The sequence below is a fragment of the Aliivibrio friggae genome (assembly GCF_057368515.1).
Window position 1 is genome coordinate 1,209,851 of sequence record NZ_CM170648.1, and the last position, 16,831, is coordinate 1,226,681.

At 38.4% G+C, this 16,831-nt stretch carries 18 protein-coding genes; 10 read left to right on the top strand and 8 right to left on the bottom strand.

What is annotated here, in order from left to right:
* Positions 1 to 68: 68 nt before the first annotated feature.
* Entirely contained in the window at positions 69 to 1,643 is a 1,575-nt protein-coding gene (locus AC2INI_RS05680) for a methyl-accepting chemotaxis protein (RefSeq protein WP_486305699.1), read from the bottom strand.
* Positions 1,644 to 2,017: 374 nt separating this feature from the next.
* Here AC2INI_RS05680 and AC2INI_RS05685 point away from each other — a divergent pair, with 374 nt between their 5' ends.
* Together AC2INI_RS05685 and AC2INI_RS05690 are read left to right on the top strand one after the other, a co-directional pair.
* Complete coding sequence (locus AC2INI_RS05685) at positions 2,018 to 3,118, top strand: transporter substrate-binding domain-containing protein (RefSeq protein WP_486305552.1); 1,101 nt, start codon at positions 2,018 to 2,020, stop codon at positions 3,116 to 3,118.
* 88 nt (positions 3,119 to 3,206) lie between these two features.
* Complete coding sequence (locus AC2INI_RS05690) at positions 3,207 to 3,908, top strand: class I SAM-dependent DNA methyltransferase (protein WP_486305553.1); 702 nt, start codon at positions 3,207 to 3,209, stop codon at positions 3,906 to 3,908.
* Between the two features lie 82 nt (positions 3,909 to 3,990).
* On the opposite strand, the gene AC2INI_RS05695 is transcribed toward AC2INI_RS05690, so the two are convergent.
* A complete protein-coding gene (locus AC2INI_RS05695; protein ID WP_486305554.1) occupies positions 3,991 to 4,854 on the bottom strand; it encodes a LysR family transcriptional regulator in 864 nt (287 codons plus the stop codon).
* A gap of 99 nt (positions 4,855 to 4,953) precedes the next feature.
* Between AC2INI_RS05695 and AC2INI_RS05700 the strand changes: the two genes are divergently transcribed.
* The 3 genes from AC2INI_RS05700 to AC2INI_RS05710 all read left to right on the top strand — a co-directional run bounded on the left by AC2INI_RS05700 (position 4,954) and on the right by AC2INI_RS05710 (position 7,651).
* Positions 4,954 to 5,130: a hypothetical protein gene (locus AC2INI_RS05700; protein WP_162922527.1), complete on the top strand. Its 177-nt coding sequence runs from the start codon at positions 4,954 to 4,956 to the stop codon at positions 5,128 to 5,130.
* A 94-nt stretch (positions 5,131 to 5,224) separates the two neighbouring features.
* The gene (locus AC2INI_RS05705; RefSeq protein ID WP_486305555.1) at positions 5,225 to 6,160 is read left to right on the top strand and encodes a LysR family transcriptional regulator; all 936 of its coding nucleotides are present in this window, start codon (positions 5,225 to 5,227) and stop codon (positions 6,158 to 6,160) included.
* A 285-nt stretch (positions 6,161 to 6,445) separates the two neighbouring features.
* Positions 6,446 to 7,651, top strand: coding sequence for a NupC/NupG family nucleoside CNT transporter (locus tag AC2INI_RS05710; protein ID WP_486305556.1), 1,206 nt, complete (start codon positions 6,446 to 6,448; stop codon positions 7,649 to 7,651).
* 234 nt (positions 7,652 to 7,885) lie between these two features.
* Here the strand turns inward: AC2INI_RS05710 and AC2INI_RS05715 are convergent, their stop codons facing one another.
* The 5 genes from AC2INI_RS05715 to AC2INI_RS05735 form a co-directional block, all read right to left on the bottom strand.
* Positions 7,886 to 8,794: a glucosaminidase domain-containing protein gene (locus AC2INI_RS05715; protein ID WP_486305557.1), complete on the bottom strand. Its 909-nt coding sequence runs from the start codon at positions 8,792 to 8,794 to the stop codon at positions 7,886 to 7,888.
* 92 nt (positions 8,795 to 8,886) lie between these two features.
* Positions 8,887 to 9,384, bottom strand: a complete 498-nt coding sequence (locus AC2INI_RS05720; protein ID WP_486305558.1) for a peptidylprolyl isomerase — start codon at positions 9,382 to 9,384, stop codon at positions 8,887 to 8,889.
* Between the two features lie 50 nt (positions 9,385 to 9,434).
* The gene (bla, locus tag AC2INI_RS05725) at positions 9,435 to 10,286 is read right to left on the bottom strand and encodes a class A beta-lactamase (protein ID WP_486305559.1); all 852 of its coding nucleotides are present in this window, start codon (positions 10,284 to 10,286) and stop codon (positions 9,435 to 9,437) included.
* Between the two features lie 42 nt (positions 10,287 to 10,328).
* Positions 10,329 to 11,246, bottom strand: a complete 918-nt coding sequence (locus AC2INI_RS05730) for a 1-aminocyclopropane-1-carboxylate deaminase/D-cysteine desulfhydrase (protein ID WP_486305560.1) — start codon at positions 11,244 to 11,246, stop codon at positions 10,329 to 10,331.
* Between the two features lie 81 nt (positions 11,247 to 11,327).
* Positions 11,328 to 11,672, bottom strand: a complete 345-nt coding sequence (locus tag AC2INI_RS05735) for a YajD family HNH nuclease (RefSeq protein WP_065591705.1) — start codon at positions 11,670 to 11,672, stop codon at positions 11,328 to 11,330.
* 71 nt (positions 11,673 to 11,743) lie between these two features.
* Between AC2INI_RS05735 and AC2INI_RS05740 the strand changes: the two genes are divergently transcribed.
* Positions 11,744 to 12,211, top strand: coding sequence for a methyltransferase family protein (locus AC2INI_RS05740; RefSeq protein ID WP_122035145.1), 468 nt, complete (start codon positions 11,744 to 11,746; stop codon positions 12,209 to 12,211).
* On the opposite strand, the gene AC2INI_RS05745 is transcribed toward AC2INI_RS05740, so the two are convergent.
* Positions 12,208 to 12,471: a DUF2798 domain-containing protein gene (locus tag AC2INI_RS05745; protein WP_486305561.1), complete on the bottom strand. Its 264-nt coding sequence runs from the start codon at positions 12,469 to 12,471 to the stop codon at positions 12,208 to 12,210. The two genes, AC2INI_RS05740 and AC2INI_RS05745, sit on opposite strands and share 4 nt — an antisense overlap.
* 111 nt (positions 12,472 to 12,582) lie before the next feature.
* Here AC2INI_RS05745 and AC2INI_RS05750 point away from each other — a divergent pair, with 111 nt between their 5' ends.
* From AC2INI_RS05750 to AC2INI_RS05765, 4 genes are all read left to right on the top strand, one after another.
* Positions 12,583 to 13,452, top strand: a complete 870-nt coding sequence (locus AC2INI_RS05750; protein ID WP_122035141.1) for a LysR family transcriptional regulator — start codon at positions 12,583 to 12,585, stop codon at positions 13,450 to 13,452.
* A 108-nt stretch (positions 13,453 to 13,560) separates the two neighbouring features.
* Positions 13,561 to 14,337 (top strand): outer membrane lipoprotein-sorting protein, encoded by a 777-nt coding sequence (locus AC2INI_RS05755; RefSeq protein WP_045101835.1) that lies wholly within the window; start codon positions 13,561 to 13,563, stop codon positions 14,335 to 14,337.
* A 34-nt stretch (positions 14,338 to 14,371) separates the two neighbouring features.
* Complete coding sequence (locus AC2INI_RS05760; protein WP_486305562.1) at positions 14,372 to 15,601, top strand: ABC transporter permease; 1,230 nt, start codon at positions 14,372 to 14,374, stop codon at positions 15,599 to 15,601.
* Complete coding sequence (locus tag AC2INI_RS05765; protein WP_486305563.1) at positions 15,591 to 16,823, top strand: ABC transporter permease; 1,233 nt, start codon at positions 15,591 to 15,593, stop codon at positions 16,821 to 16,823. The genes AC2INI_RS05760 and AC2INI_RS05765 overlap by 11 nt, the downstream gene beginning before the upstream one ends.
* Positions 16,824 to 16,831: the final 8 nt, after the last annotated feature.

Below are 16,831 nucleotides of genomic sequence, written 5' to 3' on the forward strand. Positions count from 1 at the left end.
TATTAGAAGAAGCCCTTAGAAATAAGATCCTAAGGGCTTTTTTATGACTCATCGAAGACTCGCGTAAGTTAGATTTTAAAAAACGCGAGTTCTTCTTTTTGTGATACAGCCAGTTGAGATAGCTCTTTAGCTGCCTGCTGAGTTTGATTAATCGCCGCTACATTCTGATTAACAAGATCAAAGGTATTGGTTGTATTCAGCGCAATTCGTTCTGTCAGTGTAAACTGCTCTTGAGAAGTACTTGCCACTAAGGTGTTCATTTTAGAGATTGATTGAACTGAATTTTCAATATAGCTAAAAGAGGTTTTTACATTCTCAGATAAAGTAACTGATTCTTGAATAAGCTCAACATTGCTTATCATGTTGTCGTTTGCTTTTTCAGATTGAGCTTGTAGTTGAGCAATGATCTCTTGGATGCTCTGTGTTGATTCTTGAGTTTTAGAAGCGAGATTACGAACTTCATCCGCGACTACCGCAAATCCACGACCATATTCACCGGCACGAGCGGCTTCAATGGCGGCGTTCAATGCAAGTAAATTGGTTTGATCAGAGATAGTGCTGATAACCGCAGTGACTTCACCAATATCCATCGCGTTGGTTTTTAGCTCAGCAATCATACTTGCTGTTTGTTGTACGGAGTCATTGATTTTTTGTGTTAACAGAATCGACTCATCAAGTGTTTGGTTGCCTTGAGATACGCTATCAATTGCTTTACTTACTTCTTCTTCTGCATGAACGGCATTCGACGTTACTTCTTTTGATGTGATTGATAGCTCACTGATTGCGTGTGAAATCTCTTCTACCTGAGCTAATTCATGCTGTGCATTGTTTGCTGTGTTTTGCATAACATCAGTTAATTGTTCCGAAGCCGTCGCTACATGAGTCGAAATATCGCTACTGTTTTTAATTGCAGCACCGACTTTGTCATTCAAAATAATTAAAGAATGGTAGATACCTACAGCTTGTGAAGCGTTTTTAAATGATTGAGATAAGTTACCTTCAGAGATCTTTTTAATCATCTCTGAAAGCTCCCATGGTTCACCACCTAAAGACGAACGGAAACTGCGTTCAATCATCAAACCAATAAATAAAGACATTGCTAGAGCAAACGTACTTAGTAATAGCATTAATTGCTGGAAACCACCGGCAACATTTCTCGCTTCTGGCGTCAGGATTTGATTACGTTCTTCTTGATAATCAATAAATTCATTGATTACTTTTAACCATTGAATAAAAGCGGGGCGAGCTTCATCTAAAATAGTATCAGTCATTACTGAGTCAGATTTCTTATCATTAATAATACGATCGACTAAAGGTAAGGTTTGTTGTTGAACTTTTTCAATTTCAGTAAGAATTCTTTGTTCTGTTGGCGTGAACATCACACCCTGTGAACGCATTTGGTTCATCTTCATTTCAGATTGATGATAGAAATCTTTTAATTGATTAATTTCTTGTTCTAATTTAGAAATCTCTTGAGGCGTTCTTGCAATAGCAATGTCTCGAATTGCAATTGCACGGTCATGCACACTACCACGATAGTTAATGGCGTAACGTTGCTTAACCGAATTTACATCAGTCATTTCTGTCAAGGTATGATCGATAATATTTACTTTTTGAATGCCTAGAATAGTAAGTAATAGCATTAAAAATAAAGTCACACCAAACCCAATAATGAGTCGAGTTCTAATCGTTAGTTTTGAAAGATTGTCCAAAGTTTGTTCTCTTTTAATTATGTGTTTTTTGTCAGGGCTACAGGTATTTCAGTCTTCTTATCTAGAAGTTTGCGCGTAAACGTTGAGCATGCCCTGAGGGTATATTTTAGATGAGCAGTGTAGCCGATACTATTTATTAAGCTAGTCAATTTATATCTTCTTTAGTAATTAAAATTAAAGGGGATTTTTTGTCTATGCTTCTACATATTGAGTTCGATAATTAGAAGAATAGCCATTCAACTGCTACCTTTTAATAAGAGAATCAATTCAATAGGGCGTTTTCGACGTATGGATAGGAGAGTGTTATGTATGATGAGAAAAGGTTTTTTCGTCATGGTTTGGTTTCAATGGTTATCTTTGTGGTAGCAATGCTTATAGGGATAGAAAAAAGTGAAGCGAATACCGAGCTTAAAGTAGGAACCTATCACTGTCCCCCTTTTATTTTTCATCAAAATTCTCAACAATATGATGGCTTAAGCATGGTTCTGTGGCAACGAATTTCAGAGATCATGAAGGTTGACTATTCAATTCAAAATTATGAACTGGACGATCTATTACTAGCTGCAGAAAAAGGAGATATTGATGTTGGCGTTTCTTGCATATCTATTACTCCTGACAGAGAAGAACATGTCGATTTCTCCCACTCATTTTACGAAACACACCTTGCCATCGCGGTAAAAAACCGTGGTTATCTTGATTCATTTATTAGTATTATTACCAATAAAACCTTGTGGAAAGCGCTTGGTGTATTTTTCTTTGTAGCGATAAGTGTTGGGGCTTTCTATTATTTTCTTGAGCGTAAAAATAACGACAAACTCTACTCGATGCCAACCAAGCGAGGTCGGTTAGCTGAAGCCTTGATCCTTGGTGTGCTATTTATTACCAAAGGGCCTTTCAACTACTTTGAATTTAAAACCTTATCTGCACGAATAATGACGGTATTGATTGCCATGTTTTCTACCGTTTTCATTGCCAGTATTACTGCGATATTGGCAAGTTCGTTAACACTAGAGCAACTACGGTTTGATGTAAAAGGAGTTAATGACTTATCAAAATTAAAAACGGGAGCGAAACAAGCAACAACGGCTTCTTTGTTATTGAGTGATCACAGTATTGCTCATGAAACCTATTCTAATATGCGGGAGTTATTAGTTGCTCTAGATAATGGAGAGGTGGATGCTATCGTGGCCGATGATGCGGTACTGCGTTATATGATTAAACAAGGAAAAGCAAAAGAGACGTTTGCCGATTTAGTCGTTCTGCCATATCAACTTGAAAAACAAAATTATGGTCTAGTTTTAGTTGAAAATAGTGAGTACGAAGAAGAAATTAACCGTGCTTTGCTGCAAATACGAGAAACAACAGAATGGCATCAGATCTTGTTAGAATATTTTACAGAAAAGTAGCTTAAATGAGTGGCTTAATTTGGGATAGATCTCGTATGATGAGATCCCATGAATCACACCGCCATAAGTTATATTCTGAGAGATAACCATGTCTAAAATGTATACGACATTTGCTGAGCAATATGATTCAGCAGTACAAGATAATATCTATAATGCACATTTAGAAAGACCGTCATTACAAGCCATTATTGGTGATGTTAATGCGTTAGATATTATTGATTTAGGCTGTGGAACGGGTGTTTATGCTGAGTACTTGATCAGTAAAGGTGCAGGTAAGTTAACCTGTATTGATTACTCTCAAGAGATGGTTAATATGGTACAACGTAAATTTGGTGAACGAATTACGGCGTACGCGCAAGATGCATCAATAGGGCTTGTTAAAGAAGAGAGCGAAAGTGCTGACCTGATTATTTCACCATTAATGATCCATTACCTTGACGATCTATCTACACTATTTACAGACATTGCTCGTGTATTAAAAAAAGGGGGGAGTTTTGCTTTTTCAACTCACCACCCATTTGCGGATTTTGAATGTTCATTATCAGGAAATTACTTTGAAAGAGAGTTGATAACTGAAATGTGGGATACCGTAGGTGAGCCAATCGAAGTTCAATTTTACCGTCGTTCGTTAACTGAGTTAGTCCAAGCACTGACAAATTCAGGACTTGTCGTCACTGCTATTTCTGAAGGTAAAGTCTCTGAAAAAGTAAAAACTATTTCTGAAGAAAGATATGAACACTTATCTAAGAATCCAAATTTTATCTTTATTAAATGTCAAAAGTTGGGTTAGCTATTAAGGTTTAATACAAGTAATTCAATGCTATTAATTATGTGAAGATGATTATTTAGTAGCATTGAATGGTTAACTGTATTTATAGCTCAAACATTTCTACAGAGTGTTGATATAACCATGAATGAGCTTGGCCAAGATTATGATTTTTTATCACGACACGGTCTATATGTAAGAGCCAATTTTTCTCTTCTGAGTCTACATCGAGTATCTTTAATGCTTGATTCTTATTTGTTAGATGGTCAGGAACAAACCCCCAACAATCATCAACCGTCAATAATGATTGCAGAGCATTTACATTGTTCGTTTTAGTTACCGAAGATGAGAAATGAACATTCCAAGGGCTATGCATATTAGTCAATAATATTTGATGGTATCGCTTTAATTCATTGAGATGAATAGATTTTTGTGAGTGAAGAGGGTGATCTTTATTGGCTACCATCGAAATAGGTAAATAACCTACCAAACCAAGCTCGACTTTTTTAGGAAGAGCATCATTACACAGCATAAATCCAATAGAGGCTTTTCCTTGTGCTACTAATTCAGATATTTCTTGATTCTCTGCGGTATTAATATTCAACTCAGTATGTGGAAATTGCTGATAAAATTCGTTTATCACTTTGAAAAACGTCGGAGTCAGTAATAACTCATTTATAACGATGGTTAATGTATCTTCTATTCCGAGACTAAAAGAGTTGAGCATGGTCTCAATGTCTTTCGCTTGGGATAGTAAATGGATGGATTGGATATACAAACGCTTACCGTGAGGTGTCAGTGTAGGTATTCGGGTCGAACGGTCAAAGATCTCCACTCCGGTGTCTATCTCTAAGTTAGCAATAGCAGTACTAATAGCTGATTGTGCTTTTCCCAATTTTCGTGCCGCAGCAGAAAAAGAACCAGATTCAACACATTCAATAAGCGTTTCAAGTTGCTGAAGATTAAACATAACATCCATCTATTTATTAGATACTAATTAATTACAATATATCAAAATTTTGAATGAAAATAGTGAAACTTAATTTTAGTACATAAATAGGTTGTCTTTATGACTCATTCAGTTTCTCAAGAAAAAAGTTCGGTTCAGCAAGAGATGGAAGCATTAAAAGCGCGTTTAAATCAAAACAAACAAGTAATGCAAGGTTCAACAAAAAAATCGGAATCAACAGAATTCATGTCTTTAATGATTAAAAGTGCAGGCACATTTGAAAAAGAGTCAAAATAAAAGAATGGATATTCTTACTCTCATTTCTTTTAATTGAGGAGGTAAGTGTTATTATCCGCCGCCCGTATTCCCTTTGAAATAAAGGACAAGAGAGATGCATGATCGTGCCAGCCAAATGGTGATATTTTACGCCTTAGCCAAAGCGGGTAGTTTTACTGCTGCAGCAAAACAAATGGGTGTGTCTACCTCTCATGTAAGTAAGCAACTGGGAGTACTAGAGGCGAATTTGAATGTGAAATTAGTTCAAAGAACGACTCGTTCGCTCATTCTTACGGATGCAGGGCAACAGTTTTATCTGTACTGCGAAAAAATGTACAGTGCGATGACCGAAGCCAGCGCAATTATGGATAATGAACGTGACGGTGTTGCAGGTATTTTGCGGCTAGGGCTATCGCAGTCTTTTGGCACTATGCATATTATCCCTGCGATTGATAAATTACGTCAGCAATATCCTGAGCTACAAGTGGAAGTTCGCTTGTTTGATCACCGAGCAGATATGCTTAAAGAGGGGTTGGATTTATGGGTGACAAACTTTGAAGACTTGCCTGAGGGCTATGTTGCTCAACGTTTAGCAGATTCACACTTTGTATTGGCAGCATCGCCCGATTATCTAATTGATAAAGCAGTCCCTCACCATCCTCAAGATCTCACGGAGCACAATTGCTTAACGTATCAGAGCCGTCACCGTGATTACAGTAATTGGGATTTCAGCAAAGGCAATGAAGAGTTGTGTGTCAAAGTTTCTGGGAACTATCGTGTTGACTTAGCAGAAGCGGTAAGGGACGCGGCTATTTCAGGGTGGGGCGTCGCCTATTTAGCCAGTTATTTATTAACCAATGAATTTAATGATGGCAAATTGATTCAGCTCTTACCTGACTGGAAAGCGAGTCAAAAAATGCCAATTTATGCGGTTTACCCAAGTCGTAAACACTTGCCAAGAAAGATAAGTGCGGCCATTGATTTCTTACGTCAGCATATTGGTCAACAGCCATATTGGGATAAAGCGTTAATGAAATGGGTTAAGTTATAATCAAAGTATTATATGGTCGATATTGGCATTGATTAAATTAAATACAGCGCAATGATGCCTTTTTAATCAATGACTTAAATTCATTATCAGCCTTGAAATAAATATATTTTCCATACAGCAACAATACCCTTTCCAAATACCGCTCTTATTTTATAAATCAATAAGTTAAGATGACCTACAAAACGTGATCTAAATCTCATTAACAGGGCGTTAGCAACCTCGACTTGCACGCAAACCTTTGCGCATTAGAATGCAGGCTCATTTTCGATAGCACAGGTTTCTATCATGACATCGCTACTTGGTATTTTTGCCATTTTACTATTTGCTTACCTATGTTCGACTGATCGCCGTAATATCCCTTTAAGAACTGTCTCTTTGGCGTTTGGCTTACAAATCCTATTTGCTCTATTGGTACTTTACGTTCCTGCTGGTAAAGAAGTTCTAAATTCAGTAACCGCAGGCGTTTCAGGCGTGATTGACTATGGCCAACAAGGAATCGCGTTTCTGTTCGGTGGCTTAGCGACAGGTAAAGTCGGTTTTGTATTTGCCATTAACGTACTTGGCATTATTATTTTCTTCTCCGCGCTAATTTCAGCACTTTACCATCTTGGTATTATGCCTAGAGTAATCAATTTTATTGGCGGTGGATTACAACGCTTATTAGGCACAGGACGCGCAGAATCACTTGCAGCGACGGCAAATATCTTTGTGAGTATGGTAGAGGCTCCACTTGTCGTTAAACCTTATTTGAAGCACATGAGTGATTCGCAGTTCTTTGCGGTGATGACCTGTGGTTTAGCGTCAGTAGCTGGCGGTACTATGGTAGGTTACGCATCTCTTGGTGTGGATCTTAACTTCCTTATCTCAGCGGCATTTATGTCGGCACCAGCTGGCTTATTAATGGCTAAAATGATGGTTCCACCGGGTGATGAAGCCAATAATGACGATGAAATTACTTCAGTAGAAATCGATCACGCAACCAATGTATTTGAAGCACTAGCGGATGGCGCAATGTCTGGTTTACGTATTGCAGTAGCAGTAGGTACCACGTTATTAGCATTCGTAAGTGTCATTGCCTTATTAAATGGTTTGCTTGGCCATGTCGGTGATTTCTTTGGCTTAAAACTAAGCTTTGAATTGATCCTTGGTTACCTATTTGCACCAGTCGCTTTCTTATTAGGCGTGCCATGGAACGAAGCGATCCTTGCGGGTTCATTGATTGGTAATAAGATCGTAGTCAATGAGTTTGTTGCCTTTATTCAATTGATGGAAGTGAAAGATCAACTAAGCCCACATTCTGTTGCGATTGTTACCTTTGCTTTGTGTGGTTTTGCCAATATCTCAACAATGGCGATCTTGATTGGTGGTTTGGGTAGTCTTGTTCCTGAGCGCCGTCCGTTCATTGCAAAAATGGGTTTCAGAGCGATTACTGCAGGCGTATTAGCAAACTTGATGAGTGCCGCGATTGCCGGTGTGATTTTGTCGCTTTAAGATTATACCAATCTACATAAGTATTTGATCATTCTTGCTTGTTAAAATCGATTATATCTGCGTTTTAAATTTTGTAATTAGATCCACTAGTTACTGTAATTTATGCCTTGCTCTAATCGATTTTTCCTACGCAATTATCTGAACAACTACTTATCCAGAATGGTGTTAATTACTCAATTTCAAATAAAGAAAAGGTTGCGATCAAAAAGTCGCAACCTTTATTTTTTCTAGATCCTAGTCCTCAAATCTCACTCGAATCGGCGTTGAGCTATCAAATGTAACCTGATCAAAACTATCTAATTTATGATGCTTAATTAGAGATTGTAAATTTTCAACATAAGCGTCACCACGAGTAGAGTAGTGAGATAAAGCCTCGACTAACTCATACCCTGATAATTTACCTTCACGACTTAGTTTTTTACGTAAAATCCAAAGATCTTTATAAGCCGATGTCGTATTTAGGTTATACATATAACGAGCAGTTCCTGCGAACAGGTTATCAAATGCAGCAACTTTTACATGCCCACCAGGGGTACTTAAATACTTACCGCCTTTAGAAGATAAATGCTCTCCATATAATCCATTCCCTTTAACTGCGAAATAACTGGTTCCCCAGCCACTTTCATCAATTCCTTGAGCGAGAACCATACCGACAGGAATAATATCTAGGCGTAAAAGCAGGTCATCAATGCTGTTTGATTTAATATCATAAGACGTCATTAACTCATTTAGCCATACTGTTTCTTCTTTCGACCATTCACTTTTAGGCTGTTTCGATAGCGTAATTACGTCATTTCTAACCGCACTTATGCGTTTATTCACCTCAATAATTGTAGGCAGTAATAAACGAATAAACCCTGAAATTTTCTCTTGAACAGGTAACGAATTTAAATCACTAGGAAGATTCTCAACAAAGAACGCTGGGATTTGATCCGTGCTGCTAACATTCGCTAATTGATACTGATGCAGCTTAAATTGATTGATAAGCGATTGAGCTGAGTTAAGTGTGGTGACTTTTACTTCAGGGTAGGGATTGTGGATCTTCTCTGGTGAAATAGGCAATTGAGTATCCGCAAGAGTGCTAGAAGATGCGATGAGAAGTAAAGAGGCAGAGATATGTTTTAACTTTTTAGATAAAGACATAAATGGAGTTCCATTTTAATATTAATCGGATCGAAAACGGCGCTATATTCAGCACCGTTTTTAGTGTTTATGTGGAGTTAACAGTCGCTCTGTTATTCTTCTACAATAGTCACTTTCTCGATCACAATACTCTCTTTTGGAACATCGTCAAACTCACCGATAGATTTAGTTTTAATTTTTGCAATTTTCTTAACTACATCCATACCAATAGTGACTTCACCAAATACTGCATAGCCCCAACCAGCGTTAGTGGTGGCAGTGTGATCAAGAAAAGTATTGTTGGCGATGTTGATAAAGAACTCACTGGTTGCAGAATGAGGTGCATCAGTACGCGCCATAGCGATAGTGCCGTTTAAGTTTTTCAAACCACGGTTCGCTTCATTCACAATCGGTGCGCGCATTTCTTTTTCTTGCATGTCCGCAGTAAAACCACCGCCTTGGATCATAAAGCCTTTGATAACACGGTGAAAAATAGTGCCTTCGTAAAAACCCTCTTGGCAGTATTTTAAGAAGTTTTTTGAGCTTACCGGTGCTTTTTTTTTGTTAAGCTCAATGTGAATGTCGCCAAAATTGGTGGTTAAAATGATCATATAGTTAATGTCTATTTAAAAGTTAATTGAGAAAGATTATACGTAGTTTCTTAGTTTATGTTGAACTCTTTGAATATAGCGTTACCCACTTCCACAATAATTTGGTTGCGTGAGGCCATATCTAAATTTGTTTGAGTTAAGTAGATAGAGATAATGATAGGGGCGCGTTTGTTACTCCAAACAATGGCCGTGATCCCACGCGATCCAAATCCACCAGCGCCAGAGCGATCAGCAATTGACCACTTAGCAGGTAAAATAGAACGTAATAGCGGATCAGATACCTTGTTATCGACCATCCAGACCTTTAGTGTGCGTTTGTCTTTGGTATTAAGTGTTTGACCAAATAATAATTCGTTGAGTGTATTTGTCATCGCATTCGGAGTAGTCGTATCTCTAACATCTCCCTTTTGAGCTTCATTTAATGCAGGTTCAATACGGTCTAATCGAGTGATATTGTCTCCAATTAAACGTAAGAAAAGCGTGAGTGAGCTAGGGGTTCCAATCTCAGCTAGTACGATATTTACAGCCGTGTTATCGCTCATTAGCATGGTCGCTTCACAGGCTTTTTCTGTACTAATCGTCTCGCCGATTAACTTTTCAGTGATAGGGGACCATGGAATAATGGATTCTTTGGTGATCCTTGTTAGCGCATCTTTATCCAAGAGATCATTGCTTGAGTTATAAAGCATCTGAGCACAAGCCAGAGTTTTAAAGGTACTCATCATAGGAAAGCGATGGTCGCCTTTATAACTCCATGTTGTATTTGTTTCGGTATCTAGAACTGAAACACCGATAGTGCCAGAACTTGATAATTCAATGGCTTCAACGGTTTCTAATAGAGAAGAAGCCATTGCGGTGTGAGAGAGCAAAGTTAAACAAAAAAGAAGAGTGATACGTTTCATTATTACGCCTAAAGGGAGGGCTGTTGTATATACAGTGATAGATTAATCAAATTTTCGTTGATAGCGAGGCAGCATACTTTCATTACCTAACAAACCACCTTGGTGGATGTACAGTAGAGTCTGATTGGTGTTGTTTAGTAACCAATCACTCAAGCAACGCCACATCAAAGGATCGTATAGAAGCTCAAATTCAACGTCAGTTTGTAAGAGAAGCGTTTTCCACATCTCGTAATCGTGACGATATAACTTCCCAAAATGGTGTTTTTTCGTTGGCGTGAGAATTTCAGGATGATCTGTTTCACCAAGCTCTAAAAATTGCTCGGTAAGATAAGAGTTTCCGCCGACACAAGCACAGGTAATCACTTTTATATCATGAGCTTTTAAGTGCTTATGAAGAAACAGTGCGGTTGTTCCTGTACCAGAAGGCAAAGCCACCGTCAGAGAGGAGAGTTTTTGTTCCTTCTTCCATTCAATAAGCTCAATGGCCAGTTGCTTTACCCCACTTTCAGCTAAACCACAGCGTCCACCTTCAGGCACAAATAACTCATGCTTTTTTGGTTGCCTAACTTGTTGAATGTAATCCAAGCTGCCTAGCGTGCTACCGTTATCTAGTTTGGCATTTTCAGTGTCATTCAAGGCAATAATATTAGCCCCAAGATCTAACGCAGCGCGATAGTTTCCTTTTGGATTTTCTTGTAAAAACGACGGGATATGATCAACGTAAAAGTCTAATTGCCAGCCTTTTAATTGAGCCAGTGCCGCTAACGAGTAAAGTGAGTTTGCCTGTGGTGAACCATAGCCAATAATCGTGGTAATCGCAGGGAAATCACCGTCTAACAATCCCATAAACTTACGAGCTTTGTTGCCAGAAAATTGAGGGTGAAGTTTATCATCGCGCTTTAAATAGAAATCGACACCATTAAATTGATGCTGAGTTACTGGGCTGTTTTGGATTTTCATGATGAGATATAAATATAGAGTGTAGGGAAGGAGAAATGACCTTTCAGTGGGTTGAAAGGCCATATAAATCTGTAATGAGAATTACTTTTTCATCATTGATTTTAAAGCAGCAAACGGGTTGTGCGTTGCGCCTTGGTGATCATCTTCACCCGCTTTAATTTGAGATCCGTATTGATCATGCTCTGTGTATTTAGAATGCTCATGATCGTGACAGAAAAGACAAAGAAGCTCCCAGTTACTGCCATCATTTGGGTTATTAGTATGATCGTGATCTTTATGGTGAACCGTTAATTCACGTAAGTTTGAATAGACAAATTCACGCGCACAATTACCACAAACCCAAGGGTACAGTTTTAATGCTTTTTCACGGTAACCAACTTCTTGACGGGCATAAGTGGCACTAGAGCCATAAAAATCTGATGACATATAAATCTCGACTGCTAAAGTTAATACAATAATTATATGGAAAGAATATACCACGTTTTTAAGGAGAATAAATGCTATCAAAACTAGAACTGAGAATTCCACCGCCGTTAGTCATGCTACTGTTTATGGTAACTGTATTTGGCTTTGATAAAATAATGCCATTTACTCTATTTTATCTACCATGGTTAACTTACGCTTCGGTTATTAGCTTAGTCACGCTTGGTGGTGTCATTGCATTGTGGGGAGTGAAAGAGTTTAAAGATGCCAAAACAACAGTCAATCCACTCAAGCCAGAAAGCAGCTCATCATTAGTAAGTTCAGGTATTTATCAATACACACGCAATCCTATGTATCTTGGTTTGTTACTTATCTTATTGAGTGCAGTGATTTATAGCCAACACCCACTAGGGCTGGTGAGTGCACTAGGTTTTGTTGCTTACATGAATCGCTTTCAAATTGAACCAGAAGAAAAAATGCTAGTTAAGCTATTTGGTGATGAGTTTGTTGATTATAGTAATCAAGTAAAACGTTGGTTCTAATTTGCCATTTTAGATTGCGTCGTTGCTGTGTTGGTTTTGTTATCTCGACATAACCACGCGGCGAGTTCGCGAATCTTCGGTAAAATAGTTATGTTAGCAAATATCGCAACAGGCCAAGCAATAGTAAACCCATTCATCCACGCAGATACCCATTCCGAACTAAATCCACCCATTCTAATCGCAGACATTGAACCAGACATTATTAATGCCATTGTGACTGAAGACAGTAAGGCTGAAAGCCAAAATTGTTTTTTACTCATAAATATCTCTCTCTTTATTAACGAATTATTTTTTAACACTAATCGTGCTTGTTTCGATAGAGTGAAGTATATTAATTTCATTAATGATAAAAAATAGCGAGGAATAAAACCATGAATTCCATATTTGGAAGTATTGATGATCTGTTTTTATTTTGTAAAGTGGTTCAGCTTGGATCTCAGCAAGGCGCAGCCAAAGAGTTAAAACTACCAGTATCAACCGTGTCCCGACGACTCTCTTTAATGGAAGAAAAACTCGGTGTTCGCTTGTTAGAAAAAAAGGGGCGAGAGCTTGTTGCAACAGAAACAGGTCAGCAATATTACCAACTGCTTGAAAGTCAGTTTACCGATTTAGAAAGTCACTGCCATCAGTTAAAAGATCATAAAGAGGAAGTAACAGGCACGTTACGTTTATCCCTGCCTTATCGTTTTTATAATAGCTATGTTAGAGAGCTGATTACTGATTTCTTATTGGAATTTCCTCACACTCAAATAGAAGTCAATTTATGTGCTGAAGACGCTTTACCAGAAACAGATCGAGATTTAGTGCTAACTTTTGATATTAGCCGAGCCGAAGGGATGATCGCTCGTCCGCTATTTTTAGCAAAGCATAGCGTATTTGTCTCTCAATCGTATTGGCAAAATAATGACGTAACAGATATAGAAACTATCGATTGGATCCGCTTAGATGACCAGAAAAGTTTAACGTATACCGATGCAAAGCAAACACTAAAACAGATTAATGTACACCCTCGTCTGCAAGTGAACGATTTGGATCAAGTCATGCATGCGGTTATTAAAGGATTAGGCGCGGCACGATTACCCATTCATCTTGTCACTCCAGAGATGGATCTCGTTGAGGTTTTTTCTGAATATCAATTTCCACCAAGGCAATCTTATCTGGTCTATAAACAACGAAAATTTCAACCCAAAGCACTAACCATATTAATCGAACGCATAATGAATGCTATGGAACGAATTTGACATTTTCATGACAGAGATTTAGATAATTTCGTCTTAGAGGTCACGAAATACCCAGTCTAAATATCCTATTATATGTCTAGAAATTAAGCATCATGGCTGGGGTGTTATATGAAACAAAAAATTAAATTTATCATTAAAATTGTCCTGTTTTTTGCCTTTTTCGGTGTGGTTACCCACGTGTTCGCAGCAGAAAAACTCAGTGCAAATGCAATAGTCGAAAAATCAGATGAGCAGATGCGTGGTGATTCGAGTTACACCGAATTAACCATGAATATTATACGTCCTGATTGGACACGTAGCATGAGCATGAAGAGTTGGACTAAAGAACAAAACCTCTCTTTAGTGCTGATTACTGGACCAGCAAAAGATCGTGGCAGTGCTTCTCTTAAGCGTGATAAAGAGATGTGGAGTTGGATACCAAATATTGAACGAGTGATAAAAATAGCCCCTTCAATGCTGGGTCAATCATGGATGGGCTCTGATTTTACCAATGATGATTTGATCAACCAATCTTCAATTGTGGTGGATTACGACCACAAAATGGTTAAACAAGAAGTGATCGACGGCGATAAAACATGGGTGATTGATGCAATAGCAAAACCAGATGCGCCAGTAGTGTGGAGTAAAGTGCGTTTGTGGATCTCACAAGAGACGTTTTTACAACGTAAAGTAGAGTCATATGATGAATTCGATGAGCTAGTTAATACGATGACAACCTATGATATTAAAGAAATGGGGAATCGTATGGTAGCAACAAGAATGGAAATGGTTCCTGCCGATAAGCCAGGCAATAAAACTGAAATGCTCACTCATAAAGCGCAATTTAATTTTCTGATCAATGATGATTTTTTCTCACAAGGGCAAATGAAGTCATTACGTAATTAATATCTCAAATCATTTTACTTACTAGGCGGTAAACATGCTCATTAAGTTAGCTTGGCGAAACCTATGGCGACAAAAAAGAAGAACTTTATTAACGGCCTCTGCATTAGCATTGGCCTTACTGCTTTCTTTATTAATGCGAAGCATTCAAGAGGGCAGTTACACCGCAAATATTGAAAATGCGGCGCGTTTATCTACGGGTCTTATTCAACTGCAAAATCCAGAGTTTAAAGAAAGCCAAAGCATTGATGATTTATTGCCAATGAGCGATGACTTTATCAAGCCAACCAAGCAACAGTCTAATATTGAATTTGCACTTCCTCGTATTGAAACCTTTTCTCTTGCTGCCGCGAATGATAAATCAAAAGGCGTAATGGTGGTGGGAGTTGATCCAAATCCAGAAACCAGTTATTCCGGTTTGGCAGAGAAAGTGATTAAAGGAGAATATCTTTCACGAGATGATAAATCCGTATTGATGTCTGAGGGGCTGGCTCAATTTTTTAATCTCACCATTGGTGATGAAATTGTGCTGTATGGCCAAGGTTATCGGGGTCAAACTGCTGCAGGGTTATATCTCATTAAGGGGATTGTGCATTTTCCGATGCCAGAGCTGAACAATCAACTTATCTATTTACCCATCAAAGAAGCTTCCAATTTATTTAGCACAGAAGATCAAGTCACTGCTTGGGTATTACATACTCGTGATTTTTCACAATTGCCACAAACGGTGGATGATCTACAAATAGGGTATGGAGCAAGTGTGGCGGTTCGGCCTTGGAATGATCTTAGCCCCGAAATGGAACAACAGATCCAAATTGATCGGGTGAGCGGCATTATTATGATGTACCTCCTATATGGCATTGTTGGCTTTGGTCTATTCGCTACTCTATTAATGATGACCTTAGAAAGACAACGTGAGTTTGGCGTCATGCTAGCCACAGGAATGGTTCGAGCAAAGCTATTAAAATTATTGGCTCTTGAATCCCTTTTTATAGGCTTGTTAGGTATTGCTATTGGGCTAATTATCGCGGCTCCAATCTTAGGCTATTTGTATATTAACCCTATTACTTTAACCGGAGATACGGCACAAGCCATGCTTGAAATGGGCTATGAACCAATTATTCCGGTATTAATTAGTTCGTGGCTGTTTATTGATCAAATTATGATCGTGATAGGGCTGTTACTGCTTTGTCTTATTTATCCATTATGGCGTATTTATCATTTAGATATTGTTACAGCGTTAAAAGGAGGTTCGCATGCTGGTTAAATTAGCGTGGCGTAATGTATGGCGAAATAAATTACGAACCTCCATTATGTTAGGTGCGATGATCTTTGGTGTCGTTGGTGTAATGCTAATGATGGGATTTATGAATGGTATAATCGATAACCTCGTTAAAAATACCATTCAGTGGCAAACCAGTCATATTCAAATTCATCAGAAAAATTACGCATTAAATCCAGACATTAATCTGGTGATTGATAATGAAGCTGAAATAACAAAGTGGTTAGAACAAGCACCACAAGTAAAAGCGTGGACAAGCAGAACCTTAGTTAACGGCATGATAGCGTCAGCTCGCAGTACTCGTGGTATTCAAGTTAATGGTATTGATTTAGAGTCAGAGCCAAAGATAACACCGATAGCAGAGCACATTCTTGAAGGGGAATGGCTTGATGATAAAGGGCGTAACCCTATTTTAGTATCACAGAAAACCGCGGATCGATTAAAGCTGAGAGTCGGTTCTAAAATAGTACTTACGTTTACGGATACGACAGGTGATGTTACGGGTGCTGCGTTTCGGGTAAGAGGGGTTTTTAAGACCTCATCCAGCACCTTTGATGATGCTAATGTATATGTTAGAAAAGCCGATATTCAACAGCTTGGCCAAGTGCATTATGATCATGAAATCGCGATCTTACTGCATGATGAAGATCAAGTGAGTGATTTTCGCGATCAGTTAAGCCATACCATTTCAAATAACTATTCTTCAAATAACAATAGCGTGCAAGATTGGCTGCAATTACAACCTCTGCTATCTACCATGATGAGCTCGATGAATGCCGGTAATCAAGTGATCTTAGTTATCTTTGTTATCGCAATGGGCTTTGGCATCATCAATATTCTTTTGATGTCGGTCTTTGAGCGCACTAGAGAATTCGGTGTATTGATGGCGGTGGGAATGAAAAAAGGCAATATTCGCCGATTAATCATTTTAGAGTCTGGCTTTATTGGTCTCATCGGAGCGGGTTCTGGCGTTATATGTGCCTTATTTTTGATGTTTATTTTAAACCAAACAGGTATTCCGCTTGAAGCAATGGCAGAAGGATTAAATGCATTTGGTATTGATTCTGTCTTATATCCAAGTGTCTCCTTTAGTGATTATGTTACCGTTTTTGTGATGGTGTGGTGTGTCAGTGTATGGGCTGGCCTTTATCCGGCTCATCAAATTATTAAGAAGAAACCCGTCGAAGCTATGGCAGAGAAACAATAAGGTAAAAA